Source organism: Aquabacterium sp. J223 (assembly GCF_024666615.1).
Taxonomy (GTDB): Bacteria; Pseudomonadota; Gammaproteobacteria; order Burkholderiales; family Burkholderiaceae_C; genus J223.
The window spans coordinates 2740252-2762571 of the sequence record NZ_CP088297.1 but is presented as its reverse complement, the minus strand read 5'-3'; the positions used below and the strand labels follow the sequence as shown (position 1 = coordinate 2762571).

The following is a 22320-nucleotide window of genomic DNA, read 5'->3' as shown; positions in this document are numbered from 1 at the left end:
GGCGGGGATCCCGTCGGGGTGCAAGGCCCATGCCCCCGCCGGGGCGGCCACCGTGACGTCGCCTGGGCACGGCGTCTGCCGTGAAGCGGGCAGGCCGCCGGCTTCCCTGGCGACCGCCACAGGCGTCCGGATTCCGGCGCCCTGACCAAAGGAACGAGATGGACACGAAGAACACGATTTCGCTGCTGAACGACCTCATCGAGACCTGCAAGGACGGCGAGTACGGGTTTCGCGAATGCGCCGAACACGCCAAGGCGCCGGAGCTGAAGACGCTGTTCACCACGCGCGCCCAGGGCTGTGCCCGCGCCGCGCAGGAGCTGCAGGCACAGGTCGTCGCGCTCGGTGGCAGCCCCGACCAGGGCGGCAGCGTGGCCGGTGCCGTGCACCGCGGCTGGGTGTCGGTGCGCAGCAAGCTGACCGGCTACGACGACAAGGCGATGCTGGAGGAATGCGAGCGCGGCGAGGACGTGGCGGTGGCCAAGTACCGCAAGGCGCTCGAGCAGCCGCTGGACCCTGCGCTGCGCCAGCTGGTGCAGACCCAGTACGAGGGCGCCCAGCGCAACCACGACGAGGTCAAGGCCGCGCGCAACCGCTACCGGCAGGCGGCCGCATGACACGCGTCGCGGCCACCGCCGGCCTGGTCCTGCTGCTGGCCGTGGCCGGCTGCGACCGCAAGCCCAGCACGCCGCCGACGCCCGGCATGAACCCGAGCACGCAGACGGGCAACCCCAAGGGGGTGTTCAGCGACCGGCCCACCGGCGACGTCGCGGCGCCGGGGGCGCGGCCGAGCGGGCCGGGCGAGTCCAGCACCAGCGCCGGGGCGACGCCCGACGTGGTGGGCGTGCGACCGGGCAGCCCGGCGGTGCCCGGCGGCGGACTGCCGCCCGCGCCGCTGGCCGGTGGCAGCGCGCCGGCGGGCGGCGGCGGTGCCGGCCGCTGAACCGCAGCCCGGCACCCCGGCGCCGCCCAGGAGCCGGTCACGCGCCGCGTCGCGGTCCCGCCCCGTCGCCGACGCCGGGCGGGCGCTGGCGACGCTGCTCGCCGACGAGGAACGGGCCGCGATCCGACGCCTGGTCCACGTCGACGACACCCACCTCGACGGCTGGCGTCGCGAACGTCGCGGCGACGGCTTCGAGGTGTTGGACACCCGGGGCCGGCCGGTCGCCGACGACACCGCGTTGCGCCGGGTGCGTTCGCTGGCCATTCCGCCGGCGTGGACCGATGTCTGGATCTGCCCGCTGGCGGACGGCCACCTGCAGGCCACCGGCCGCGACGCCAGGGGCCGGAAGCAGTACCGCTACCACCCGCTGTGGCAGCAGCTGCGCGGCGCCACCAAATTCGAGCGCCTGCGCGAGTTCGGCCTGGCGCTGCCGCGCATCCGCCGCGGCGTGGAGCGCGACCTCGGCCTGCCCGGCCTGCCCGCGCGCAAGGTGCTGGCCACGCTGGTGCGGCTGCTCGACACCACCTACCTGCGCGTGGGCAACGACGAGTACGCGCGCGAGAACCGCTCCTTCGGCCTGACCACGCTGCGCAACCGGCATGCGGCGGTCCGCGGCGGCCACCTGAAGCTGTCGTTCCGCGGCAAGAGCGGGGTGCAGCAGACGGTGGAGCTCGACGATCCGCGCATCGCACGCATCGTGCGCAAGCTGCAGGACCTGCCCGGCCAGGACCTCTTCCAATGCGTGGACGAGGACGGCGAGCTGCACGGCATCGGCTCGGGCGACGTCAACGCCTACCTGCGCGAACTGTCCGGCGGCGACTTCACGGCCAAGGACTTCCGCACCTGGCACGCCAGCGCGCTGGCGCTGGAGCGGCTGCAGCCCTGCCGCGCCGACACGAAGGCCGAGGGCCAGCGACTGGTCAAGGAGGTGATCACCGAGGTGGCGTCGCTGCTCGGCCACACGGTGACCGTCTGCCGCAAGTCCTACGTCCACCCGCTGGTGCTGGCCAGCTTCGGCGAAGGCCGCCTCGAACAGCTGTGCGCGCGCGAGGGCAGGACGCCGGCGGCGTGGCGCGGATTGAAGCCGGCGGAGCGGCAGCTGGTCACGCTGCTGACGCCGCTGCGGCGCCGCACGACCCGCTCGGCCGCAGCATCGGGCGCGACGGCGGCCCGCCTGGCCCGCCGCCCGCGCCTGACCCGCTGCGCGGCTCAGCCGGCCACGGTCCCCGGCGCAGGGTCGTCGCGCAGGCTGGCGTCGTCGGTGCTTTGCAGCGGCGACACCCGAGCGGCTTGACCCTGCGGCGCCGGCACGGCACCGCCTTCGTCTTCCCAGGTCTGCAGCGGTGCCGGCAACGCGGCCGGCCGGCTGTCGTGCAGCACCGCCTGGCGGCGCTGGCGCTGGCGCCAGCCGATGGACATCCCCGCCATGACGCCCGCGGCGACGGCCAGGCCGATCGTGGTCTGAATCCTCATGAACCCTCCTGCGGTGCGATCACCGTGGACCGACACGGGCAACCGCCATGCCTCGCGGTCGCCCCTGGGCCGCGGCACCGCGGTTGCCGCTGGAGGGACACCACCCCAAGGAGATGGCCATGCACCGACAAACGCTCGACCGACACTTCGTCCTCCAGTCCGCCGCCGAGCCGCCGCGCGGCTGGGTGCCGCGCGCCTCGCCGCTGCCGAAGGACGGCCGCGACGGGACACCGCAGGACGCTCCAACCGTCGAGGAGATCAAACAGGGCAAAACCGTGCGCGGCGGCCAGAAGCCGCCGCCGGAATCGCCGGAGCAGGAAACCCGGTCGGGCTTCCCGACCGGCAACAGCTGAGAACGGGGTCGGGCGCCCGCCCGGCTCAGACCGGCGAGGCGCCGGCGACGCGGGGGTCGAGGCCGCCGGCGGCACGGCGTCCGGCAGGTAGGCGCTCTCGGCCGGCGTGGCGGTCGCCGGCGGCAGGTCCGCCGGCAGCGCGGCCGCGGCCGGCGCGCTGGCCGCACGGCGAAGGCGGTCCACCTCGAACCCCTGCGCCGCGGCGATCTCCAGCAGCGCCGGCCAGCGCGCCTCGTCCAGCACCGGGCCGCGGCCGAGCACCCACAGCCGCTGCCGGTCCGGGGTGCCGATGACGAGCACGTCGCCTTCGGGCGCGACGTGCAGCACCACCTCGTCGTGCCAGGCCAGCGGCAGGAACTGCAGCGCGGGCGCGGCAAAGCTCGTCTGCATCAGGCCCGGCTGCGCCGGGTCGGGACGGCGGCAGCGGCCCTGGGTGCGCTGCTCGCGCCCGGCGCCGTCGATGCCCTCGACGACGATGTCCCAGGTCGGCGGCGGCGGGTCGGCGGTCGTGCCGCGATCGGCACTGTCGTCGGCCACCGGCCGCAGCGTCCAGCGGACGTCGGTGTCATGGTGCTCGCGGGTGGGCAGGAAGGCCCACTCGTGCCAGGTGCCCTCCCACTGCGTGTCGGGCAGCGTGTCGACACCGTGCAGCGGCGGGTCGACCGGGCCGCCCACGGGCAGCCCGACCCGCGACATCAGCGATGTCGCGCGTCGGTCGAGCAGCGGCGTGATCAACGGGAGCAGCACCGGCAGGCCGGTCTTCAGCAGCGGGGCGGCGAAGCGGCCGTAGCGCCGCCAGCCGGACCGCGGCACACGGCCGGCACCCCGCGCGGGCCGCAGCACCAGGCCGACCGCGAGCGCCACGCCCCCGGCGAGCAGCTTGCGCTTGGCGGCGGAGGCGCCCGACTGCTTGAGCACCGACCAGCTCACCGACAGGCGCTCGTCCTGCGCCGCGATCTCCGCCCGGGCGGCTTCGATCTCCTGTCGCAGCTGACGCGCGTTCATGGGCTGGTTCCGTTCGATGCACTCGCGCCGCTCAGCGCGCCGGCGGCGGCGCCGGGGGGGTGGGGGTGGCGCGATGCGGCTGCAGCGCGTGCAGCGTCCCCGGCAGGTCCAGCCGGGCCAGCAGCCGCAGCATGACCGTCACCAGCACGCCGGCCACCACGAGGTTGAGCACGACCGCGCCGGCGACCGCGACCGCCCAGTGGGCGCCGGCCTGGATGGCGCCCCAGGTGAGGCCGGCCACCAGCGCCAGCCAGGCGGTGACGAGCAGCAGCCCGGCGACAAGACCGAGCAGCACCGCCTGCGCCAGCGTCAGGCCGACGAGCTTGAGTTCGAGGGTGGCCAGGCGCAACCGCTGGTGCAGCGCACCGCGCAGGTCCTGCCAGGCCAGCCGGGCGGCGTCGCCCAGCCGTGGCGGCAGGCCGTCCGGCGCGATGCCGGCGCGGGTGTGGGCGTCGGATGCCGGCGCATCCGCGGGCGCGGCGTCGGCGGCCGCGCGGGTGGCGGCGACCGGTGGGACGGCGTTCACCGAGCCACCTCCGCCGCCCGCGCGGCCATGTGGGCTTCGACGCGGCACGGGTCGCGCAGCGCCCGACCCTCCGCCCGGCCGCGGACCATCAGTCCCGGCCGCCCAGGCGACCGATGATCAGGCCGGCCAGCGCGGCGATGCCCACCGCGCGCCAGGGGTTCTCACGGATGTAGTCGCGGGCGGTTTCCACCCACTGGTCCTGCAGTTCGCCGAACTGGTCGGCCTTGCCCTGCAGCGTGCTGCCGGCGCTGCTGGCCTGGCTGCGCAGCTTCTCGAGCACCGGCGTGGCCGCCGAAGCAAGCCGGTCGACCGCGCTGTGCGCCGTCTCCGCAGCGCGGTCCACGAACTGCTTGGGATCGCGGGTGACGCCGCCGTTCACGGTGGGATTGGTGGTGCTGGAAGACGTGGTGTCCATGGGAGGCCTCCGTTAGAAGAAATTACCGTAGCACTTGCCGATGCGGCAGCCAAGGTGGTTGCGGAACAACCGCCTTGAAGGTCCTGACGCGTCCCCGTCCACTGTCTCGGAAGCCGCGACTGGCCGACGGTGTGCCCCTGCGGCAAGCGGTGTGCCACAACGCCGCGATCCCCGCGTCCGCCGGTCCGCCCGGGAGGTGGGCACACGCCTTGCACTCAGTCGCGCTTGCACCGGCACCGAACCGGTCGCCACGCATCGCCTGCCATGACGCAGCAGGCCCCAAGGGAAGGACAAACGCCATGCCACCACTGCCAGCCGGACCCGCGGCCACCCCCCTCGACAGCCTGCCCCCGCCACTGGTGTGGCCGCCGCTGCACGAGGTGGAGCTGCGCGTGCGCACCGCCCACCCGGGCGAGCCGCGTCGTGTGCTGGTGTCGGACCGGCCCTCGGAGCGCCGCGAAAAAGGTCCCCGCGAAAGCGCCCGTGGACGGGAGCGCGCTCGCTGAGGCGGCGTGGAAGGGTTGCCAGCCATCCCGCGCGACGGCCTGACGCGGCCTGCCGCGCCTCGCGGCCGGCGGGCACCGCCCGCCGAGTCCGCGTCCTCGCCCAGCGTCGTGCTGACACCGCTGGCCGCGTTGCTGCCGGCGGCGGCCGCGGCGGCGCTGGAGGCCCTGCCCGGCGCGGTGGCGGTGTGCAGCGGGCCGTCGAACCTCGCCCTCAACCGGGCGGCCCGACAGCTGTTCGGTGACGGCGGTGACGCGCCGGCGCCGGGGCTGCTCGCCCTGCACGAGGCCCTGACCGGTGCCGGCGCCGGCATGAACTGCCGTGAACTCCGCCTGCAGGCCGACGGCAGCGGCGTGCGCCGCCTTCGCCTGCAGTGGACGGTCGACGCGGTCGACGGGCTGCCGCCGGACTGCCGGCTGGTGCACATCGCGCTGGTCGAGGACGCCGGCGCGCCGGCGGACCTGCCCGAACACGGCCACACCCTGCGCGCGCTGCAGGACAGCGAACGCCGGTTCGAACAGTTCGCCCAGCGCAGCGACGACGTCTTCTGGTTCGCCGACCTGGCCCGGCAGGAACTGCTGTACGTCAGCCCGGGCTTCGCCAAGTTGTGGGGCCGTGATGTGCCGGCCTTGCTCGCCGACGCGGGCCTCTGGCGCGACGCGGTGCTGGAACAGGACCGCGAGGCGCTGCCGCAGCCCTTCTTCGCCGACCCCCTGCCGCAGCCGCTGCGCGAGTACCGCGTGCGCGCCGCCGACGGCCGCCTGCTGTGGCTGCGCGACCGGCGGTTCGCACTGCCGGCCGCCGACGGGCAGCCCAGCCGCGTCGGCGGCATCCTGGAAGACATCACCGAACGCAAGCGGCAGGAACGCGAGCGCGAGGAACTGCTGACCAGCGAGCGCAACGCCCGGGCCGAGGCGGAGGCGCTGGCGGTGGCCAAGGACGAGTTCCTCTCGGTGGTGTCGCACGAGCTGCGCTCGCCGCTCAACGCCATCCGCGGCTGGGCGCACGTGCTGCGCAAGATGCTGCCGGACGACCCGGGCCAGCTGAAGCCGCTGGACGCCATCGAGCGCAACGTGGCCACGCAGGCGCGCATGGTCGACGACCTGCTCGACACCCAGCGCCTGCTGCGCGGCAAGGTGGTCCTGCACCGCCAGCCCACGCCGCTGGCCCAGCTGACCGAGCGGGCGGTCGACGCGGTGCGCACCGCCGTCCAGGACAAGGGCCTGGAGCTGCAGGTGGAGCTGCCGTCGCCGCCGCTGACGCTGGACGTCGATGGCGACCGCCTGGCGCAGGCGCTGGTCCACCTGCTGTCCAACGCGGTGAAGTTCACCTCCGCGCCGGGCCGCCTGCGGCTGCTGGCCGAACGCCGGGGCGAGGTGGTGGCGTTGGTGGTCAGCGACACCGGGGTCGGCCTGGCACCGGAGCGCCGCGACGCCCTGTTCCAGCCGTTCAGCCAGGCCAACGCCTCGCGCACGCGGCAGCAGGGCGGCCTCGGCCTCGGGCTGACGCTGGCGCGCCAGCTGGTGCAGCTGCACGGTGGCCGCCTGGTCGCCGACAGCGACGGACCGCACCGCGGCTCCAGCTTCACCATCGAGCTGCCCGGGTCGCTGGCGCGCGCGATGGCCGAGCCCCTGGTGCCGCGGGAGGCGGCGGGTCCGTCGCTCAGCGGCCGGCGCATCGCCGTGGTCGACGACGACCCGCAGGCGCGGCAGATCCTGGAGCTGCTGCTGCGCGACGAGGCGGTGCGCATCGAGCTGCACGCCAGCGCCCGCTCCCTTTACGACCGGCTGCGCGACTCGCCTCGCGACGACTGGCCGGAGGTGCTGATCTCCGACATCGCCATGCCCGGCGAGGACGGCTACAGCCTCATCCGGCGCGTCCGCCGGCTGACCCGCGAGCGGGGCCACGCGTCGCTGCCCGCGGTGGCGCTGACGGCCTTCACCGGCACCGTCGACAAGCAGCGTGCGCTGGACGCGGGCTTCGACGCGCACCTGGGCAAGCCGATGGACCCGGAACTGCTGCGGCGCACGCTCAGGTCGCTGTTGTCATCGCGGCCGACGCCCGCACATCGGCCTTGAGGACCCGGTTCATGTACCGCAGCGACTCGGCCGTGGCCTGCGCGCTTTCTGCCGCCACGCAGTCCGCGGGCACCCACAGCTTGAAGCCTCGCAGGTGCGCGTCCATGGCGGTGAACAGCACGCAGATGTCGGTCGCCAGGCCCACCAGCACCAGCTTCTTGGCGCCGAGCTGGCCCAGCACCAGTTCCAGCGGCGTGCTGAAAAAGGCCGAATGCCGGGGCTTGAGGATGGCCAGGTCGGCCGGCCCGGGCTTCAACCGCCGCGCCAGACCTCCGGCATGACCCTGCAGAGACCGACAATGACCCCAGACATCGCGAAAGTTCGAGTGCCAGATCCCATAATTGTCGTTGGCGTATACGGATTGCACACCCTCGGCGGCAAGCCGCGCCTTCAACCGGGCCGTCGCGTCGGCGGCCCTGACCGCGGGCGGCCCCAGTGTTTCGGCACCGGGAAAGTCCAATGGATTGATGAAGTCGATCAGCAGCAGCACCGTCGGGCTGCGCGGCAGCGGCTCGCCACCCCCTTGAATGCTCATCGGGTGCTTGCGGCGGGCCGGGGCAGTCAACTTCATTGTTTTGCTTCATGCGCAAGCGACATGCCCATGAGCCGTAGCTAGACAGGACGAGGGACCACCATGGGACACGCACTCATCGTCGAGGACGATGCCGATTCCGCCGAGATGATGGCCGCGCTGATCGCCAGCGAAGGCTTCACCGCGGCCACCGCCGGCACCCTGCGCGACGCGCGTCGGCACCTGGCCATGCGAGAGCCGGACATCGTCCTGCTCGACCTCATGCTGCCCGATGGCAGCGGCATGGACCTGTTCAAGGAACCGGAGACGCTGGCCAACACCGAGGTCGTGCTGATCACCGGCCATGCCAGCCTGGAGACCTCCATCCAGGCGCTGCGCCTGGGCGCGGCCGACTACCTGATCAAGCCCTTCAACATCAAGCAGCTGCAGGGCATCCTGTCGCGGGTGATGCGGCCGTCGGCGCTGAAGGCCGAGCTGGCGGACCTGAAGAAGGAATTCGAGAAGACCGGCAAGTTCGGCCAGATGTGGGGCCGCGCGCAGCCGATGCAGCGGGTCTACGAGCAGATCTCGCGGGTGGCCGGCACCGCCGTCACCGTGCTCATCACCGGCGAAAGCGGCACCGGCAAGGAAGTCGCGGCGCGGACCATCCACGAGCTGTCGCGGCGGCGCAAGCAGCCCTTCCTCGCCGTCAACTGCGGCGCCATCTCGCCGCACCTGATCGAGAGCGAGATCTTCGGCCACGAGAAGGGCAGCTTCACCGGCGCCGACCGCCAGCACCTGGGCTTCTTCGAACGCGCCCACGGCGGCACGCTGTTCCTCGACGAGGTGACGGAGATGCCGCTGGAGCTGCAGGTCAAGCTGCTGCGCGTGCTGGAGACGGGCACCTTCATGCGGGTGGGCTCGACCAACCCGATCGAGACCGACGTGCGCGTCATCGCCGCCACCAACCGGCAGCCCGAGCTGGCGGTGACCATGGGCAAGCTGCGCGAGGACCTGCTGTACCGACTCAACGTCTTCCCGATCCACCTGCCGCCGCTGAACGAGCGCACCGAGGACATCCCGCTGCTGGCGGAACACTTCCTGCAGGACATCTGCCGCCGCGAGGGCCAGCAGAAGCGCTTCGCGCCGCAGACGCTGGAGAAGATGCGCCAGCACCGCTGGCCGGGCAACGTGCGCGAGCTGCGCAACGTGGTCCAGCGGCTGTACCTGATGGAGGAAGGCCACGTCATCGGCGACGAGTGGCTGCAGCTGGAGCCGCCGAAGGCGGCCACCAGCGACGGCTCCACCATCACCGTGCGCGTCGGCACGCCGCTGGCGGAGGTCGAGCGCACGCTCATCCTGGCCACGCTGCAGCGCTTCGGCAACCACAAGGAAAAGACCGCGGCCGCGCTCGGCGTCAGCCTGAAGACGCTGTACAACCGGCTGAAGGAGTATTCGCAGGAGGGCAGCGGCGCCGCCGCCTCCGCGGTCGACCCGGCGGCCTGAGGGCCGCGGCGGGTCGAGCGCCGGTCAGCGGCTGCGGCCGTTGCCCGCGCTGCCCTTCGCCGCCGGCGCGGCGCGCTCGCCGGCACGCAGCGCCGCCACCGCCTGGCCGCAGCCGCCGGCGTTGTCGCGGTCGCCCGGGTCGATCAGCGGGATCAGCGCCGCCAGCGGGTTGACGAAGGCCAGGGCCACCGCGGCCGCGCCCTTCAGCCCCAGCGTCCTGGCGTCCAGCCGCACCTTCGGGTCGCCGAAGCTGCCCTCCACGTGCAGCGGCGAGCGCAGCGTCAACGGGCTGAAGTCCTTGGGGCGGGCCTGCGCGGTCAGCGCCAGGCGCTCGTCGGCCAGGCCGATGGTGCCGGTCAGCAGCACGGTCGAGTCCGGCGTGTCGAACAGGCCCACCTCGGTGGTCATGCGGCCGTCGCGCACGCCGAACTGCATCACCGCGCAGGTCAGCGGCAGGGACTTGTCCTTGCTCAGCAGCAGCCCCAGGCCCTGCGCCACGTCCAGCCCCAGCGCCTCCACCACCAGGTGCGAGATGCGGCCGTTGCGGATCCAGGCCGACAGGTCGCCGTCCAGGCTCTCGGCCAGGGTGGCGATCGACCGGCCCTGCCCGGCCAGCGTGGTCTTCAGCTGGAGCCGGCCGCTGACATAACCGGGCGCCGGCGCGTCCTCGCCGCCGGCGCGCGCGTTGCGCGCCTTCAGCCAGCGGTCGAGGTCGACGTCGCTGGCGCGCAGGTCCACCGTCCACTGGGGGCGTTTTTCATCGCGGCCGTCGAGGCCCAGCCGGCCCTGCAGGCTGCCGCCGGCGGTGCGTGCCAGCAGCTCGTCGATGGCCAGCACACCGTCCTGCAGGGTGATGCGCGCCTGCAGCGGCGTCAGCGCCTCCAGCAGCGGGGTGTGCAGGTCGGCCCGGTCGAGCCGCACCCGCACGTCGGCGTTCATGCGGCTCAGCGCGGGAATGTTGAACTCGCGCTGCGGCAGCACCCGGTCGCCGCTGCGCCTGACCGGCGCGCCGTCGGGCGTGCGCGTCCCGAAGGCCGGGCCGAGGTCGAGCAGGTCGAGGTTGCGGCCCGAGAGCAGGCCCGTCAGCACCGGCTTGGCGCCGGTCTGGTCGAGCGTGAAGTCGCCGGCCAGGCGGCTGCTGCCCACCGCCAGGCCCGGCACCTTGGCCTGCCAGCGGCCGCCGTCCTTGACCACCCGGCCCTGCAGCGAGAAGGCGGCGGTGGTCGGCAGCGTGATCGACAGCGCGTCGCCCAGCCGCGCCAGCGACGTGCCGGCCAGGGTGACCTGGCCGTCCATGGCCTGGAAGCTCATCACGTCGCGCGCCTGGCCGTCGAAGGTGAAGCGGGTGCCGGGGGCCTGCGCCTGAAGCTGCAGCGGCACCGTCACCCCGGGCTCGCGCGAGATCAGCGGCAGCACGCCCTTGGACTGCAGGCCGAGGGTGAAGCGGCTCTCCTGCCAGCGGCCCTCGCCCTTGATGGCGAGGCGTCCCTCGCCGCCCTCGCCTTCGTCGGTGGTGGCCTCGGCCTTTAAGGCCAGGTCCATCGGCCGGTCGTCCAGGTCCAGCCGGCCGTTGCGCACGACCAGCCGGCCGAAGCCCGGCAGGCCGACGCTCGCCTTCTGCTCGTCCTCGGGCTTGGGCGGGCCGATCTGCCAGTTGGCGCGACGGTCCGACTGCCGCCACAACGAGGCGGCGAAGCGGTCCACCTCGAGCAATTCGATGTCGATCGGGCGTTCGCGGTCGCCGAAGGCGAAGCGCAGCAGCTCCGACCAGTAGACCTTGACCTTCAGTCCCTCGGCGTCGAAGAACGCCCGGCGGTCGGCCGGCGCCCAGGACGGCCCGCCGACATGCAGCCGGTCGGTGGACAGCCGCACCGGGCCGAGCAGGTGCAGCCGGAAGCCCTCGCCGACGCTGAGCTCCCGCTCGAGCCGGGGCCCGAGCTGGCGCTCGATCGGCCCGCGCAGGAATCGCCAGCCCGCCAGTTCGCAGGCCAGCAGCACCACGAGCAGCGCCACCACCGCGGCGAGCAACGACCACCGCACCGGGTGCGCCCGCCAGCGCCGGCGTGGTCCGTTGACGTTCGATGCGGCAGGCGGCACGGCCATGCTGCCGGGTCAGTGCAGCACGACGTGCGGCGGCGGGCCGTGGTCGGCCGGCTCGGGCGCACCCGGCGCCGGCGGCGGCGGGTCGAGCTCGGGCCGGTGGGGCATCTCGTCGCGCAGCGGCATCACCGGCGGGCGCCAGCCGGGCATGTAGGGCGGGGTGGAATGGCAGCGCAGCGGGCTGCCGACGTCGGCATGCGACATGGTGGGCTCCTGGGGTAAGCCCTTGAAGAGCAGCCGGCGTGCCCGAGGGCGGGCCGCCTCGGCTCAATGCACGCCGTCGGTCTCGGCCTCGCGCAGCAGCAGGGGCAGGTCGTCTTCCGCCGGCTCCACCCGCCGGACGATCGCGCTGTGGCACAGCCCGTCGCCGCGCCGGCCGCAGCCGGCCAGCCGCAGCGCCAGCAGCGGCCGCTCCACCGCCTCGCCCACCCAGCCGCTGAGCACCACGAAACGGCCCTGGCCCTGGTGGCAGAGCAGGTCGCTGCCGTCGAAGGCCAGCTGCAGCAGCTGCGCGAAGGCCTGCCACCCCGGCTGCAGCAGGCTGCCCGCACGGTCGTGCAGCCGCAGGTGCACCAGCGCCGACGGCCGGCCCTGGCGCCGGCGCTGGCGCAGCACCGGCCCACCCAGCGCGACGAAGCCGCAGGCACTGAACAGGCCGGTGGCGTCGTCGCGGACGGCGCCGGGCGCCCGTTGGGTGTCGGGCAGCAGGAAGGCCAGCGTGGAGGGCATCGGGACCGGTGGTTGGGGGCTAAAAGCGGAAGCGGGCGTCATCGCCAGGAACAACCGGTGTCACCATAGGCGGCGCGCCCGCACACCAGGGCTTTCCCGGACGTCTGCGCCGTGGGGAATCCTCGATGCGGTCTGTCGGCGGTTCACGCGCTGGCGACAGCCGGCCACCGCCGCCAGCGCATCACGACGCGCCGATCCCCTCGCCGACGTTCCTGCACCGCATGCCCGCCGCCATCTCCGCCCCCCAACACCACTGGCCTGTACGGCGCCGACACCAACGGACTGATCTGCGGCTACCGCTTCGCCCCCCGGGCGGCCGGGCACGGCGCTGGACAGCGCGCAGGCCGCGGCCTGGCTGGCGTCCCCGCCGGACGACGGCAGCTTCGTCTGGCTGCACGTCAACCTCAGCGTGGCGCAGAGCAGCCCCTGGCTGCGCCGCCACGCCGGTCTGCCCGAGGGCTTCTTCGAGGCGCTGGGCGGCGGCTCGCGCTCGACGCGCATCGAGCGCGAGCGCGACGAGCTGCTGGCGGTGGTCAACGACGTCACCTTCGACTTCGCCTTCGAGCCCTCCGACGTGGCCACGCTGTGGGTGGCCGTGGGCGAGCGCCGGGTGGTCACCGCCCGCCGCCAGGCGCTGCGCTCGGTCGACCGGTTGCGCGCCGCGGCCAACCGGGGGGAGGCCATCGGCTCGCCGCTGGCGCTGCTCGACCACCTGCTGCGCGACCAGGCCGACGAACTGCAGCGGCTGGTGCGCCAGGCCACCGAGCGGGTCGACGACATCGAGGACAAGGTGCTGGCCGGCCGCACGGGCGACGACTCGGCCGACCTGGCGCGGCTGCGCCGGTTGATGGTGCGGCTGCAGCGGCTGCTGGCGCCGGAGCCGGGTGCGCTGCTGCGGCTGCTCGGCAACCCGCCGCGCTGGGTGCCGGCGGAGGACCTGCAGCGCCTGCGCGACGCCAGCGAGGATTTCGCGCTGGCACTGCGCGACGTCGCCGCGCTGCAGGAACGCGTCAAGCTGCTGCAGGAAGAGGCCGACTCGCGGGTGGCGATGGAGAACAACCGCATCCTCTTCCTGCTGACCACGGTCACCGTGCTGGCGCTGCCCATCAACCTCGTCGCCGGCCTGATGGGCATGAACGTCGGCGGCATCCCGCTGGCCGAGCACGCGCACGGTTTCGCCTGGGTGGTGGCGCTGGTGCTCGGCGTGACCGGCGGCGCGGCCTGGCTGGTGCTCAAGCGGCTGGGGCGCAAGCGTCGCTGAGTGGGGGCTTGGTCCCCCGTGCTACGGTTTCTCCATGAGCGCTGCCTGCCACCACGACCATTCACCCCCGGGCGATGTCCACGACGCCCGCTTCCGCCGCGTGCTGTGGATCGCGCTGGCGCTGAACGCCGGCATGTTCCTGCTGGAGATCGGCGGCTCCTGGCGCTCGGGCTCGGTGTCGCTGCTGGCCGACGCGATCGACTTCTTCGGCGACGCGCTGAACTACGGGCTGTCGCTGGCGGTGCTCGGCCTGGCGGCGGTGTGGCGCTCGCGGGTGGCCTGGCTCAAGGGCGCGACCATGGGGCTGTGGGGCCTGGCGGTGCTGGCGCGCGCCGGCTGGTCGGCCTGGACCGGGGTGGTGCCCGAGGCAGCGACCATGGGCTGGATCGGCGCGCTCGCGCTGGCGGTGAACGTCGGCGTGGCGGTGCTGCTGTTCAGCCACCGCGAGGGCGACGCCAACCGGCGCTCGGTGTGGCTGTGCAGCCGCAACGACGCCATCGGCAACCTGGCGGTGATCGCCGCCGCGGCCGGCGTCTTCGGCACCGGCCGCGGCTGGCCGGACCTGCTCGTGGCCATCGGCATGGCGGCGCTGGCGCTGTCGGCGGCGCGCAGCGTGCTGCAGTCGGCCAGCGCGGAACTGCGCGCACCGGCCGGCGCGGCCGGCAGGCCGCACCACGCCCATCACCCTCACGACCACGCCGGCCACCGTCACTGAGCGGCCCGGCGCGGCTGCCGCCCAGGCGACAGACACTGTCCGACCCGGCCACCGAGAATCGCCGACCATGCCGCTTTCACTGCACGACGACTTCGGGTCCATCCCGGACCTGCTGCGCCAGCACGCGAAGGCGCGGCCCGACGCGCCGGCGCTGGTGGACGACGGGCAGCGGCTCAGCTGGTCGGCGCTGGACCGGTGGATGGACCGGGTGGCCGTGGCGCTGCAGCGCGACGGCCTGGGCGCCGGCGACACCGTCGCCGTCTGCGCCGCCGCGTCCTGCGCCTACGCCGCGGTGTACCTGGGCGCGGTGCGGGCGGGCGTGGCGGTGGCGCCGCTGGCGCCGGGCAGCACGCCCCAGGCGCTGGCCCGCATGCTGGACGACTGCGGCGCCGCGCTGCTGTTCACCGATGCCGGCACCGCCGACGGCTTCGAGCACAGCGCCGTGCCGCAGTGGCGGCTGGACGGCGAGGGCCCGCGGCCGCTGTCCGCCTGGCTGGCCGCCGACGGCCTGCAGCCCCGGCCGGTGGCGATGCCGCCCGAGGCGCCCTTCAACCTCATCTACTCCTCCGGCACGACCGGTGAGCCCAAGGGCATCGTGCAGCCGTGGTCGATGCGCTGGAGGCACGCCCAGCGCGGTCTGTCATGGGGCTACGGCCCGCAGGCGGTGACGCTGCTGTCCACGCCGCTGTACTCCAACACCACGCTGGTCGCCTTCTTCCCCACGCTGGCCGCCGGCGGCTGCGTGGTGCTGATGCCGAAGTTCGAGGCGGGGCGCTGGCTGGGGCTCGCGCAGGCTCATCGCATGAGCCACACCATGCTCGTGCCGGTGCAGTACCGCCGCCTGCTGGCGCATGCAGACTTCGACCGCACCGACCTGTCGTCGACGGTGATGAAGTTCTGCACCAGTGCGCCCTTCCCCGCCGAACTGAAGGCCGAAGTGCTGCGCCGCTGGCCGGGCGGGCTGGTCGAGTTCTACGGCATGACCGAGGGCGGCGGCTCCTGCGTGCTCGAAGCCCACCTGCACCCGGACAAGCTGCACACCGTCGGCCGGCCGCTGGCGAATCAGGACATCCGCCTGATCGACGGGCAGGACCGCGAGCTGCCCCGGCATCCGGACAGCGTCGGCGAGGTGGTTGGCCGCTCGCCGTCGATGATGAGCGGCTACCACCGCCGGCCCGACGCCAGCCGCGAGGCCGAATGGTTCTCGCCCGACGGCCTGCGCTTCATCCGCACCGGCGACGTCGGCCGCTTCGACGACGACGGCTTCCTGGTGCTGGTGGACCGCCGCAAGGACATGATCATCAGCGGCGGCTTCAACCTCTACCCCAGCGACCTGGAGTCGGTGCTGCAGTCGCACCCGGCGGTGCTGGAGGCGGCGGTGGTCGGCCTGCCGTCGCAGCGCTGGGGCGAGACGCCGTGGGGCTTCGTGGCGGCGCGGCCGGGCCAGGCGCTGGACGGCGCGGCGCTGCTCGCCTGGGCCAACGAGCGCCTGGGCAAGACCCAGCGGCTGGCCGGCGTGAGCGTGGTCGACAGCCTGCCGCGCAGCCCGATCGGCAAGGTGCTCAAGCGCGAGCTGAAGGACCTCGCGCCGGCCGTGGACTGAGCGTCACTTCGCCTCGAAGCGCAGCACGCCGGACAGGCCGTCGGCCAGCGTGATGGTCGCCGTGGCCCTGGCCCCGGGCGGCCACGCCCCCGCGGCCTGCAGCGTGTTGTCGCGGCCCGGGCGCAGCTCCAGTTCCTGCTGCTGCCCCTGGATCACCAGCGTCAGCCGGCCCTTGGCGCCCTTGGCCGGCAGCGGATGGCCGTGTTCGCTGAGGTGGATGACCAGCCGGCCGCCGCGGGCGACCAGCTCGCCCTGGAAGACGCCGGCCTCGGCCACGATGCCGCCGTGCTGCGGCTGGCCATGGGTGGCATGGGCCAGGGCACCCACCGGCGCCGCGGCGGCGCACAGCGAGAGTGCCAGTCGAAGCAGGTTGCGTTTCGTCATCGGTTCGATCCTCCTGGGTCAAAGGGCCTGAATGGCGGTGGCCGGCACGCCGTCGGCGGCAGCGGCGGCCAGCCGCTCGGCCGCGCGCCGGCCGAAGCGGGCGAAGAGCAGCGGGGTGACGAAGGCGTCCAGCAGCGTCGCGCCGACCAGCCCGCCGAAGATCACCACCGCCACCGGGTGCAGCAGCTCGGTGCCGGGCTGCTCGGCCTCCAGCAGCAGCGGCGACAGCGCCAGCGCGGCGGTGAGCGCGGTCATCAGCACCGGGACCAGCCGTTCGGCCGAACCGCGCACGATGAGCTCGGTGCCGAAGGGCATGTTCTCCAGGCGCATCAGGTTGACCCAGTGGCTGGTCTTCAGCAGCCCGTTGCGGGTGGCGATGCCGGCCAGCGTGACGAAGCCGATCAGCGCCGCGATGGACAGCGGCTGGCCGGCCAGCTTCAGCGCCAGCACGCTGCCCACCAGCGCCAGCGGGATGTTGGCCATCACCAGCAGCGCCAGCACCGACGAGCGGTAGCGCTGCTGCAGCACGAGGAACACCAGCAGCGCGGAGCCGGTGCCGAGCAGCGCGATCAGCCGCGACGCCTCCTCCTGCGCCTGGAACTGCCCGCCGATCGACACCGACACCCCCGCCGGCAGCGGCGCGGCGGCGACGACCTGGCGCACCTCCTCGACCACCGCCGACAGCGGCCGGCCCTGCGCATTGGCCACGTTGGCGGACAGCACGATGCGCCGGCGGCCGTCGTCGCGCGAGATCTGGTTCGGCCCCAGCCCTTCCTCGATGGCCGCCAGCCGCGACAGCGGCACCCGGCCGAGCGGCGTCTCCACCAGCAGGCCCTGCAGGCCTTCGGGCCCTCGGGCCGACTCCGGCAGGCGCAGCACGACGTCGAAGCGGCGCGCGCCGCCGGAGGCGCCCTCGACCACCTGCGACACCCGTTCGCCCTCGGTCAGCGCCTGCAGCTCGCGCGCCAGCAGCGCCGGCGACAGGCCGTGCTGGGCCAGCGCCGGCAGGTCCAGCCGGACGCGCAGCTGCGGGCTGAGCACCAGCTTCTCCACCTCCAGGTCGGCCAGGCCGCGGATGGCGCCGAGGCGGTCGCGCAGCCGGGCCGCCTCGCCGCGCAGCAGGTCCAGGTCCTCGCCGATCAGCCGCACGGCGATCTGCGCCCGCACGCCGGACAGCAGGTGGTCCAGGCGGTGCGAGATCGGCTGGCCCAGGCTCACGGCGACCGGGAGCGTGGCCAGGCGGTTGCGCACGTCGGCCTGCACCGCGTCCAGCGACCTCGCAGAGCGCTGCAGCCCCACGTCCAGCTCGGTGACGTGCACGCCCTCGGCGTGTTCGTCCAGTTCGGCCCGGCCCGAGCGGCGGCCGACGTGGGTCACCTCGGGCACGCCCTGCAGCAGCCGCTCGGCCTCGCGGCCGATGGCGGTGGACTGCGCCAGCGTCGAGCCCGGGTTCAGCCGCAGGCCGATCACCAACGAGCCCTCGTTGAACGGCGGCAGGAAGCTGCGCGGGAAGGTGGGCACCAGCGCCACGGCGACGAGCACCAGCGCGGCGGCCAGCGCCAGCGGCGCCCACGGCGCGGCCAGCGCGCGCCGCAGCAGCGGGGCGTAGTGCGACTTGAGCCAGCGCGCCAGCCGCGCCTCGTGGTGCGCCACCGGCCGCCGGCCGACGAGGAACCAGGCCAGCACCGGCGTCACCGTCACCGCCACCCCCAGGCTGGCGGCGATGGCCGCCATGTAGGCGATGCCCAGCGGCACGAAGAGCCGCCCCTCGATGCCCGGCAGCCACAGCAGCGGCAGGAACACCAGCAGCACCACCACCGTCGACCAGATGACGCCGCCGCGCACCTCCTGGCTGGCGTCGCGCACGACGGTCAGCGCCGGGCGCGGGGACGCCAGGGCCGCGTTCTCGCGCAGCCGGCGCACGATGTTCTCCAGGTCCACGATGGCGTCGTCCACCAGCTCGCCGATGGCGATGGCCAGGCCGCCCAGCGTCATGGTGTTGATCGAAATGTCGAAGGCGCGGAACACCAGCACCGCCGCCAGCAACGACAGCGGCAGCGCCGCCAGCGACACCAGCGTCAGCCGAACGCTGCCGAGGAAGGCCCACACCACCACCGCCACCACGCCGGCCGCGGCCATCAGCTTGGTCTTGAGGTTGCCGAGCGAGGCCTCGATGAAGTCGGCCTGGCGGAAGGTGATGCGCGGCGCGGCGACGCCCGGCGGCAGGGAGCGCGCCGCGTCCTGCAGCGCGGCCTCGACCGCGCGGGTGAGCTTCACCGTGTCGGCCGCGGGCTGCTTCTGCACCGACAGCACCACCGCCGGCCCGCCGTCCAGCCCGGCGTCGCCGCGCCGCGGCGCGGCCCCGAAGCCGACCTCGGCCACCTGGTGCAGCAGGATGGGCTGCGCCGTGGCGCCCTGCCCGTTGACCCGCACGGCCACGTTGCGCAGGTCCTCCAGCTGCACGGTGCGCGCCAGGTGGCGGATGAGCAGCTCGCGGCCCTCGGCCTGCAGGAAGCCGCCGCCCAGGTTGGCGGCGAACCCCTGCAGCGCGGCGCGCAGGTCCTCCACCGTGACGCCCAGCGCGGCCATGCGGCGCGCGTCCGGCCGCACCTGGAACTGGCGCACGCCGCCGCCGATGGGGATGACCTGCGCCACGCCCGGCACCGCCAGCAGCCGCGGCCGCAGCACCCAGTCGGCCGCCTCGCGCGCGGCCATGGCGGCGGCCTCGGGGTCGACGCCGGGGGCGGCGGTGGTCGGCACCGCGACGAGCAGGATCTCGCCCATGATGGAGCTCACCGGGCCCATGCGCGGCACCACGCCGGGCGGCAGGCTGCCCTCCACCGTGGCCAGCCGCTCGGCGACGAACTGGCGGGCACGGTAGAGGTCGGCGTCCCAGCCGAAGGTGACGGTCACCACCGCCAGGCCGGCGGCCGCGGTCGAGCGAACGCTCTCCACGCCGGGCAGGCCGCCCATCGCCGCCTCCAGCGGCACGGCGATGAGCTGCTCCACCTCCTCCGGCGCCATGCCGCCGGCCTCGGTCATCAGGGTGACGGTGGGCTTGTTGAGGTCGGGGAAGACGTCCACCGGCGTACGGCCGGCCAGCCAGCCGCCCCACAGCAGCAGCGCCGCCGCCAGGGCCAGCACCAGGCCGCGGGCGGCCAGGCTGGCGTCGAGGATGACCTTGAACATCAGCGCACCTGCGGCAGCATGGCCGCACCGTCGGTGACGACCCGTTCACCCGCCTGGACGCCGGCCGTGATGAGCACCCGGCCGCCGTCCAGCGGCAGGTGCTGCACGCGCCGCGGCTCGAAGCGCTCCGGCGCGGTCTTCACCCACACCTGAGGCTCGTTGGCGGCCGAGCGCACCAGCGCGGCGGCCGGCAGCGGCATCCCCTGCAGCGGCGTTCGGCGCTGCACCGCCACCGTCACCGGCTGGCCCAGCGCCAGCGGCAGGCCCTCGCGCTGCCGCACGCGGAACAGCAGAGGCAGCGCCTGCTCCTTCATCACCCGCGCAGCGCCGACGAAAGCGAGCGGCCAGCGCCGGTCGCCCGACTGCAGCTCGGCGCCAACGACGTCGGCGGCCAGGCCGGCGTCGAAGGCGATGGCCTCGATCAGCAGCCGGCGCGGGTCGACGATCTCGAACAGCAGGTCGCGCGCCTCCACGACTTGGCCGGCGACCGCCTCGCTGCGGGCGATGACGCCGGACACCGGCGCGCGCAGCAGCTCCACCGGCGCTGTTGCCGGCGCGAGCGCGGCCAGCCGGGCGTCGAGCGAGGCCAGCTCGCTGCGCGCGGCGTCGATGTCCTTGCGCGGCACGGTGTCGGCCAGCGACTGCAGACGCTGCAGCCGCTGCTCGGCCAGCGTGCGCGCGGCGCGAAGCTCCGCCTGCTGCGCCGCCTGCTGCGCCCGCGCCAGCGGGTCGACGTTGGCCACCACCCGCGCCAGCACCTGGCCGGCGCGCACCGCCTGGCCGGGCAGCGGCAGGCCCTGCGGGCCCGGTTCCAGCCGGCCGGACCAGCTGGCCTGAACGTGCCCGTCGGCCTGCGGGTCGGTCACCACCCGGCCGGCCAACTGCACCACCGCCGGCACCGAGCGCGGCTCGGCGACCACGGTGCGCAGGGCCAGCGTGCGCTGCACCGGCTTGGGCAGGGCGACCGCGCCGTCGGGCAGGCGGCGCGGCAGGTGATCGGCGGGACCGGCGGCCGGCGCCTCGTCGGCGTGCGGTGCGCCCTCGTGGGGCCGGCCGGGCAGCGGCTGCAGGAGCAGCGCCGGCATCAGCCACGCCGCCAGCAGGCGGCCGAGGTGGCGCCGCAGCGGGGATGGGAACGGCTTCATGCGCAGCCTCCCGGGTGACGCGGCCGGCTGCGCCGGCCCAGCCACCAGCCGGCGAGCAGGCCGCCGGCGGCGACGAGCCCGCCGGCGGCCAGCGGCCTCCAGGCCGCCGACGCCGACGCCGACGCAGGGTCGTCGTCGTGGTCATGGTCGTCGTGGGCGACGGTGACGCGGCCGGTGAGCCGTTCGGCCGCGGCCGGCGCGCCGCCGGTCGCCGGCAGCCGCACCTCGACGAACACCGGCTGCGTGCCGTCGGGCGGCTCCGCCGGCAGGTCGGCGCGGTAGGCGTCGCCCACCGCCGTGGCGGCGACCGAGGCCTCGCCGAGGCCGACGCGCACCGGCACGCCGGCGATGGGCCGGTTGTCGGCCCAGCCGTCCAGCCACAGCCAGACGCGGCGGCCGTCGAGCACGCCGACCGCTTCCAGCCGGTCGCTGTGCAGCGCGAACCGCGGCCCGGCGGCCAGCGCCGCGGCCGCCGGGTCGCCATCGGCCGGGGCGGTGACCGCCACGGGCGGTGTCGCGGGCATCGGCGGCACGGGCCGGCCGTGCGCCTCGCCTTCGTGCGCCGCCGCCCACGGCGGCATCAGCAAGGCGGCCCACAGGGGAAGGAGGAAAGAACGATTCATGGCATGGCTCCGATCGCCTGGTTCCAGCGCGCCGCGGCCCGATCGGCCTGGCGGCGTGCGTTCTCGTGGGCCCATTCGGCCTCGCGCGCCAGCGCGCGCACCCGCAGCCGTTCGGGCAGGCCGCGCTCGCCGGCCCGCCAGGCGCGGTCCACCGCCGCGTCCAGCCGGCCCGCCACGGCGAGCCGCTCGGCGGCCAGCGCCAGGGCGTCGTCGGCCGCCTGGCGCTCGGCCAGCGCCTGCTCGCGTTCGAGCTGCCGCTGCCGTCGGACGGCCTGCAGCGCCAGTTCCGCGTCCAGCCGCTCGGCCTCTGCCGCGGCGAGCCGCGGAGCGTTGCGCGCCTCGGTGTCCAGCGGCAGGGCGATGCCGACGCGCACGGTGTTGCGGTAGCCGGTGCCGTAGCCCTCGCGGTCGAAGCGGGCGGCCATCGACAACGTCGGGGCGTCGCGCCGCAGCAGGGCCGCCTCGCGGGCACGGGCCTGGGCCACGCCCACCGCGGCCCGGGCCTCGGCCAACGCGGGATGGTCGTCGTCGGGGAGCGGCGGCAACGGCACTTCGGCCGGCGGCAGCGGCCCGGACCAGCCGGTGAGCGCCAGCCAGCGCGCGCGGGCCGACTGCGCCAGGCCGTGCGCCTCGCGGGCGGCCATGGCGGCGGCGAGGCGTTCCTCGGCCGCCAGCAGCGCGTCGGCCGGGGCCAGGTCGCCGGCCTGGACACGGCGGCGCACGTCGTCCTCCAACGCCGCGGCGCCGGCCTCGCGGGCGCGTTCGGCCTGCCAGCGGGCGTCCGCCAGGGCCAGCGCGGCCGCGGCCTCGCGCAGTTCGCCGGCCAGGCGCCAGCGGCCGGCCGTGGCGGCGGCGGTGCGGGCGGCCTCCTCCTCGGTCAGGGTGGCGCGGCCGGCCTCGCGCTGGCCCGGCAGCCACAGCGGCACCGACACGCCCGGCTCCAGCTCGTTGCGGCCGCGCTGGCCGACCGTGTCGGTGCCGGGCAGGCGGGCGCCGGGCGGCAGGTCCCGGCGCACGTCGAGGCCGACGGTGGGCGGACCGGCGAAGGGCGTGGCCAGCGCCTGGCCGCGGGCCTGCAGCACCGCGCCGCGCGCGGCCTGCGCCTCGTCACGGCGCTGGCGCGTCCACGCACGGTCGAGCAGCCAGGCCCAGCCGGGCGCTGTCTGTTCCGACGCCCGCACCGGCGGCAGGGGTGGCGGCTCCACGGCCGTGCAGACGCTGGCCGTGAACAGCACGGCCATGGCGGCGACGCGCGGACGC

The 22320-nt window shown here is 74.9% G+C and carries 22 protein-coding genes; 9 read left to right on the top strand and 13 right to left on the bottom strand.

Annotation, left to right across the window (positions count from 1 at the left end; translation table 11 throughout):
* Positions 1–158 precede the first annotated feature (158 nt).
* The 3 genes from LRS07_RS13175 to LRS07_RS13165 are packed head-to-tail and all read left to right on the top strand — an operon-like array spanning position 159 to position 2234.
* Entirely contained in the window at positions 159–614 is a 456-nt protein-coding gene (locus LRS07_RS13175) for a ferritin-like domain-containing protein (RefSeq protein ID WP_260498479.1), read from the top strand.
* Positions 611–940 (top strand): hypothetical protein, encoded by a 330-nt coding sequence (locus tag LRS07_RS13170; protein ID WP_260498478.1) that lies wholly within the window; start codon positions 611–613, stop codon positions 938–940. Before LRS07_RS13175 ends, LRS07_RS13170 begins: the two co-directional genes overlap by 4 nt.
* Positions 927–2234, top strand: a complete 1308-nt coding sequence (locus LRS07_RS13165) for a DNA topoisomerase IB (protein ID WP_260498477.1) — start codon at positions 927–929, stop codon at positions 2232–2234. The genes LRS07_RS13170 and LRS07_RS13165 overlap by 14 nt, the downstream gene beginning before the upstream one ends.
* Here LRS07_RS13165 and LRS07_RS13160 read toward each other — a convergent pair.
* The 4 genes from LRS07_RS13160 to LRS07_RS13145 all read right to left on the bottom strand — a co-directional run bounded on the left by LRS07_RS13160 (position 2150) and on the right by LRS07_RS13145 (position 4712).
* Entirely contained in the window at positions 2150–2413 is a 264-nt protein-coding gene (locus LRS07_RS13160) for a hypothetical protein (protein WP_260498476.1), read from the bottom strand. The genes LRS07_RS13165 and LRS07_RS13160 overlap by 85 nt on opposite strands.
* On the bottom strand, positions 2410–3771 hold the full coding sequence (locus tag LRS07_RS13155; protein ID WP_260498475.1) for a lipocalin family protein: 1362 nt from the start codon (positions 3769–3771) through the stop codon (positions 2410–2412). The genes LRS07_RS13160 and LRS07_RS13155 overlap by 4 nt, the downstream gene beginning before the upstream one ends.
* Positions 3772–3802: 31 nt before the next feature.
* Entirely contained in the window at positions 3803–4297 is a 495-nt protein-coding gene (locus LRS07_RS13150; RefSeq protein ID WP_260498474.1) for a phage holin family protein, read from the bottom strand.
* 88 nt (positions 4298–4385) lie between these two features.
* Positions 4386–4712, bottom strand: coding sequence for an ElaB/YgaM/YqjD family protein (locus tag LRS07_RS13145; protein WP_260498473.1), 327 nt, complete (start codon positions 4710–4712; stop codon positions 4386–4388).
* A gap of 299 nt (positions 4713–5011) precedes the next feature.
* On the opposite strand from LRS07_RS13145, the gene LRS07_RS13140 reads away from it, so the two are divergent.
* Together LRS07_RS13140 and LRS07_RS13135 are read left to right on the top strand one after the other, a co-directional pair.
* The gene (locus LRS07_RS13140) at positions 5012–5218 is read left to right on the top strand and encodes a hypothetical protein (protein WP_260498472.1); all 207 of its coding nucleotides are present in this window, start codon (positions 5012–5014) and stop codon (positions 5216–5218) included.
* A gap of 108 nt (positions 5219–5326) precedes the next feature.
* On the top strand, positions 5327–7294 hold the full coding sequence (locus LRS07_RS13135) for a hybrid sensor histidine kinase/response regulator (RefSeq protein WP_260498471.1): 1968 nt from the start codon (positions 5327–5329) through the stop codon (positions 7292–7294).
* Here the strand turns inward: LRS07_RS13135 and LRS07_RS13130 are convergent.
* Positions 7248–7865, bottom strand: coding sequence for a cysteine hydrolase family protein (locus tag LRS07_RS13130; protein ID WP_260498470.1), 618 nt, complete (start codon positions 7863–7865; stop codon positions 7248–7250). The two genes, LRS07_RS13135 and LRS07_RS13130, sit on opposite strands and share 47 nt — an antisense overlap.
* Before the next feature lie 63 nt (positions 7866–7928).
* Here LRS07_RS13130 and LRS07_RS13125 point away from each other — a divergent pair, with 63 nt between their 5' ends.
* Positions 7929–9311: a sigma-54-dependent transcriptional regulator gene (locus LRS07_RS13125; protein ID WP_260498469.1), complete on the top strand. Its 1383-nt coding sequence runs from the start codon at positions 7929–7931 to the stop codon at positions 9309–9311.
* A gap of 24 nt (positions 9312–9335) precedes the next feature.
* Here the strand turns inward: LRS07_RS13125 and LRS07_RS13120 are convergent, their stop codons facing one another.
* The 3 genes from LRS07_RS13120 to LRS07_RS13110 all read right to left on the bottom strand — a co-directional run bounded on the left by LRS07_RS13120 (position 9336) and on the right by LRS07_RS13110 (position 12140).
* Entirely contained in the window at positions 9336–11414 is a 2079-nt protein-coding gene (locus tag LRS07_RS13120) for an AsmA family protein (RefSeq protein ID WP_260498468.1), read from the bottom strand.
* 9 nt (positions 11415–11423) lie between these two features.
* Entirely contained in the window at positions 11424–11615 is a 192-nt protein-coding gene (locus tag LRS07_RS13115) for a hypothetical protein (protein ID WP_260498467.1), read from the bottom strand.
* A gap of 63 nt (positions 11616–11678) precedes the next feature.
* Positions 11679–12140 carry a hypothetical protein gene (locus tag LRS07_RS13110; RefSeq protein WP_260498466.1) on the bottom strand — a complete coding sequence of 154 codons (462 nt, stop codon included), beginning with the start codon at positions 12138–12140 and terminating at the stop codon, positions 11679–11681.
* A 409-nt stretch (positions 12141–12549) separates the two neighbouring features.
* On the opposite strand from LRS07_RS13110, the gene LRS07_RS13105 reads away from it, so the two are divergent.
* From LRS07_RS13105 to LRS07_RS13095, 3 genes are all read left to right on the top strand, one after another.
* The gene (locus LRS07_RS13105) at positions 12550–13401 is read left to right on the top strand and encodes a transporter (protein WP_312028300.1); all 852 of its coding nucleotides are present in this window, start codon (positions 12550–12552) and stop codon (positions 13399–13401) included.
* A 34-nt stretch (positions 13402–13435) separates the two neighbouring features.
* A complete protein-coding gene (locus LRS07_RS13100) occupies positions 13436–14116 on the top strand; it encodes a cation efflux transmembrane domain-containing protein (protein WP_260498465.1) in 681 nt (226 codons plus the stop codon).
* A 67-nt stretch (positions 14117–14183) separates the two neighbouring features.
* Entirely contained in the window at positions 14184–15719 is a 1536-nt protein-coding gene (locus tag LRS07_RS13095; RefSeq protein WP_260498464.1) for a class I adenylate-forming enzyme family protein, read from the top strand.
* A gap of 3 nt (positions 15720–15722) precedes the next feature.
* Here LRS07_RS13095 and LRS07_RS13090 read toward each other — a convergent pair whose 3' ends face one another.
* Genes LRS07_RS13090 through LRS07_RS13070 form a run of 5 tightly spaced genes read right to left on the bottom strand, consistent with a single transcriptional unit; the run spans position 15723 to position 22301 of the window.
* Entirely contained in the window at positions 15723–16103 is a 381-nt protein-coding gene (locus LRS07_RS13090) for a hypothetical protein (RefSeq protein WP_260498463.1), read from the bottom strand.
* 18 nt (positions 16104–16121) lie between these two features.
* Positions 16122–19292, bottom strand: a complete 3171-nt coding sequence (locus tag LRS07_RS13085; protein ID WP_260498462.1) for an efflux RND transporter permease subunit — start codon at positions 19290–19292, stop codon at positions 16122–16124.
* A complete protein-coding gene (locus LRS07_RS13080; protein ID WP_260498461.1) occupies positions 19292–20437 on the bottom strand; it encodes an efflux RND transporter periplasmic adaptor subunit in 1146 nt (381 codons plus the stop codon). Before LRS07_RS13080 ends, LRS07_RS13085 begins: the two co-directional genes overlap by 1 nt.
* Positions 20434–21060: a hypothetical protein gene (locus LRS07_RS13075; RefSeq protein ID WP_260498460.1), complete on the bottom strand. Its 627-nt coding sequence runs from the start codon at positions 21058–21060 to the stop codon at positions 20434–20436. The genes LRS07_RS13080 and LRS07_RS13075 overlap by 4 nt, the downstream gene beginning before the upstream one ends.
* Positions 21057–22301, bottom strand: a complete 1245-nt coding sequence (locus LRS07_RS13070; protein ID WP_260498459.1) for a TolC family protein — start codon at positions 22299–22301, stop codon at positions 21057–21059. The genes LRS07_RS13075 and LRS07_RS13070 overlap by 4 nt, the downstream gene beginning before the upstream one ends.
* Positions 22302–22320 lie beyond the last annotated feature (19 nt).

What these genes read in the sequence shown, in the direction of transcription:
- LRS07_RS13175 (WP_260498479.1), top strand. Translation starts at nt 159, where the DNA reads ATGGACACGAAGAACACGATTTCGCTGCTGAACGACCTCATCGAGACC.
- LRS07_RS13170 (WP_260498478.1), top strand. Translation starts at nt 611, where the DNA reads ATGACACGCGTCGCGGCCACCGCCGGCCTGGTCCTGCTGCTGGCCGTG.
- LRS07_RS13160 (WP_260498476.1), bottom strand. Translation starts at nt 2,413, where the DNA reads ATGAGGATTCAGACCACGATCGGCCTGGCCGTCGCCGCGGGCGTCATG.
- LRS07_RS13155 (WP_260498475.1), bottom strand. Translation starts at nt 3,771, where the DNA reads ATGAACGCGCGTCAGCTGCGACAGGAGATCGAAGCCGCCCGGGCGGAG.
- LRS07_RS13145 (WP_260498473.1), bottom strand. Translation starts at nt 4,712, where the DNA reads ATGGACACCACGTCTTCCAGCACCACCAATCCCACCGTGAACGGCGGC.
- LRS07_RS13140 (WP_260498472.1), top strand. Translation starts at nt 5,012, where the DNA reads ATGCCACCACTGCCAGCCGGACCCGCGGCCACCCCCCTCGACAGCCTG.
- LRS07_RS13130 (WP_260498470.1), bottom strand. Translation starts at nt 7,865, where the DNA reads ATGAAGTTGACTGCCCCGGCCCGCCGCAAGCACCCGATGAGCATTCAA.
- LRS07_RS13125 (WP_260498469.1), top strand. Translation starts at nt 7,929, where the DNA reads ATGGGACACGCACTCATCGTCGAGGACGATGCCGATTCCGCCGAGATG.
- LRS07_RS13120 (WP_260498468.1), bottom strand. Translation starts at nt 11,414, where the DNA reads ATGGCCGTGCCGCCTGCCGCATCGAACGTCAACGGACCACGCCGGCGC.
- LRS07_RS13115 (WP_260498467.1), bottom strand. Translation starts at nt 11,615, where the DNA reads ATGTCGCATGCCGACGTCGGCAGCCCGCTGCGCTGCCATTCCACCCCG.
- LRS07_RS13110 (WP_260498466.1), bottom strand. Translation starts at nt 12,140, where the DNA reads ATGCCCTCCACGCTGGCCTTCCTGCTGCCCGACACCCAACGGGCGCCC.
- LRS07_RS13100 (WP_260498465.1), top strand. Translation starts at nt 13,436, where the DNA reads ATGAGCGCTGCCTGCCACCACGACCATTCACCCCCGGGCGATGTCCAC.
- LRS07_RS13095 (WP_260498464.1), top strand. Translation starts at nt 14,184, where the DNA reads ATGCCGCTTTCACTGCACGACGACTTCGGGTCCATCCCGGACCTGCTG.
- LRS07_RS13090 (WP_260498463.1), bottom strand. Translation starts at nt 16,103, where the DNA reads ATGACGAAACGCAACCTGCTTCGACTGGCACTCTCGCTGTGCGCCGCC.
- LRS07_RS13085 (WP_260498462.1), bottom strand. Translation starts at nt 19,292, where the DNA reads ATGTTCAAGGTCATCCTCGACGCCAGCCTGGCCGCCCGCGGCCTGGTG.
- LRS07_RS13080 (WP_260498461.1), bottom strand. Translation starts at nt 20,437, where the DNA reads ATGAAGCCGTTCCCATCCCCGCTGCGGCGCCACCTCGGCCGCCTGCTG.
- LRS07_RS13075 (WP_260498460.1), bottom strand. Translation starts at nt 21,060, where the DNA reads ATGAATCGTTCTTTCCTCCTTCCCCTGTGGGCCGCCTTGCTGATGCCG.
- LRS07_RS13070 (WP_260498459.1), bottom strand. Translation starts at nt 22,301, where the DNA reads ATGGCCGTGCTGTTCACGGCCAGCGTCTGCACGGCCGTGGAGCCGCCA.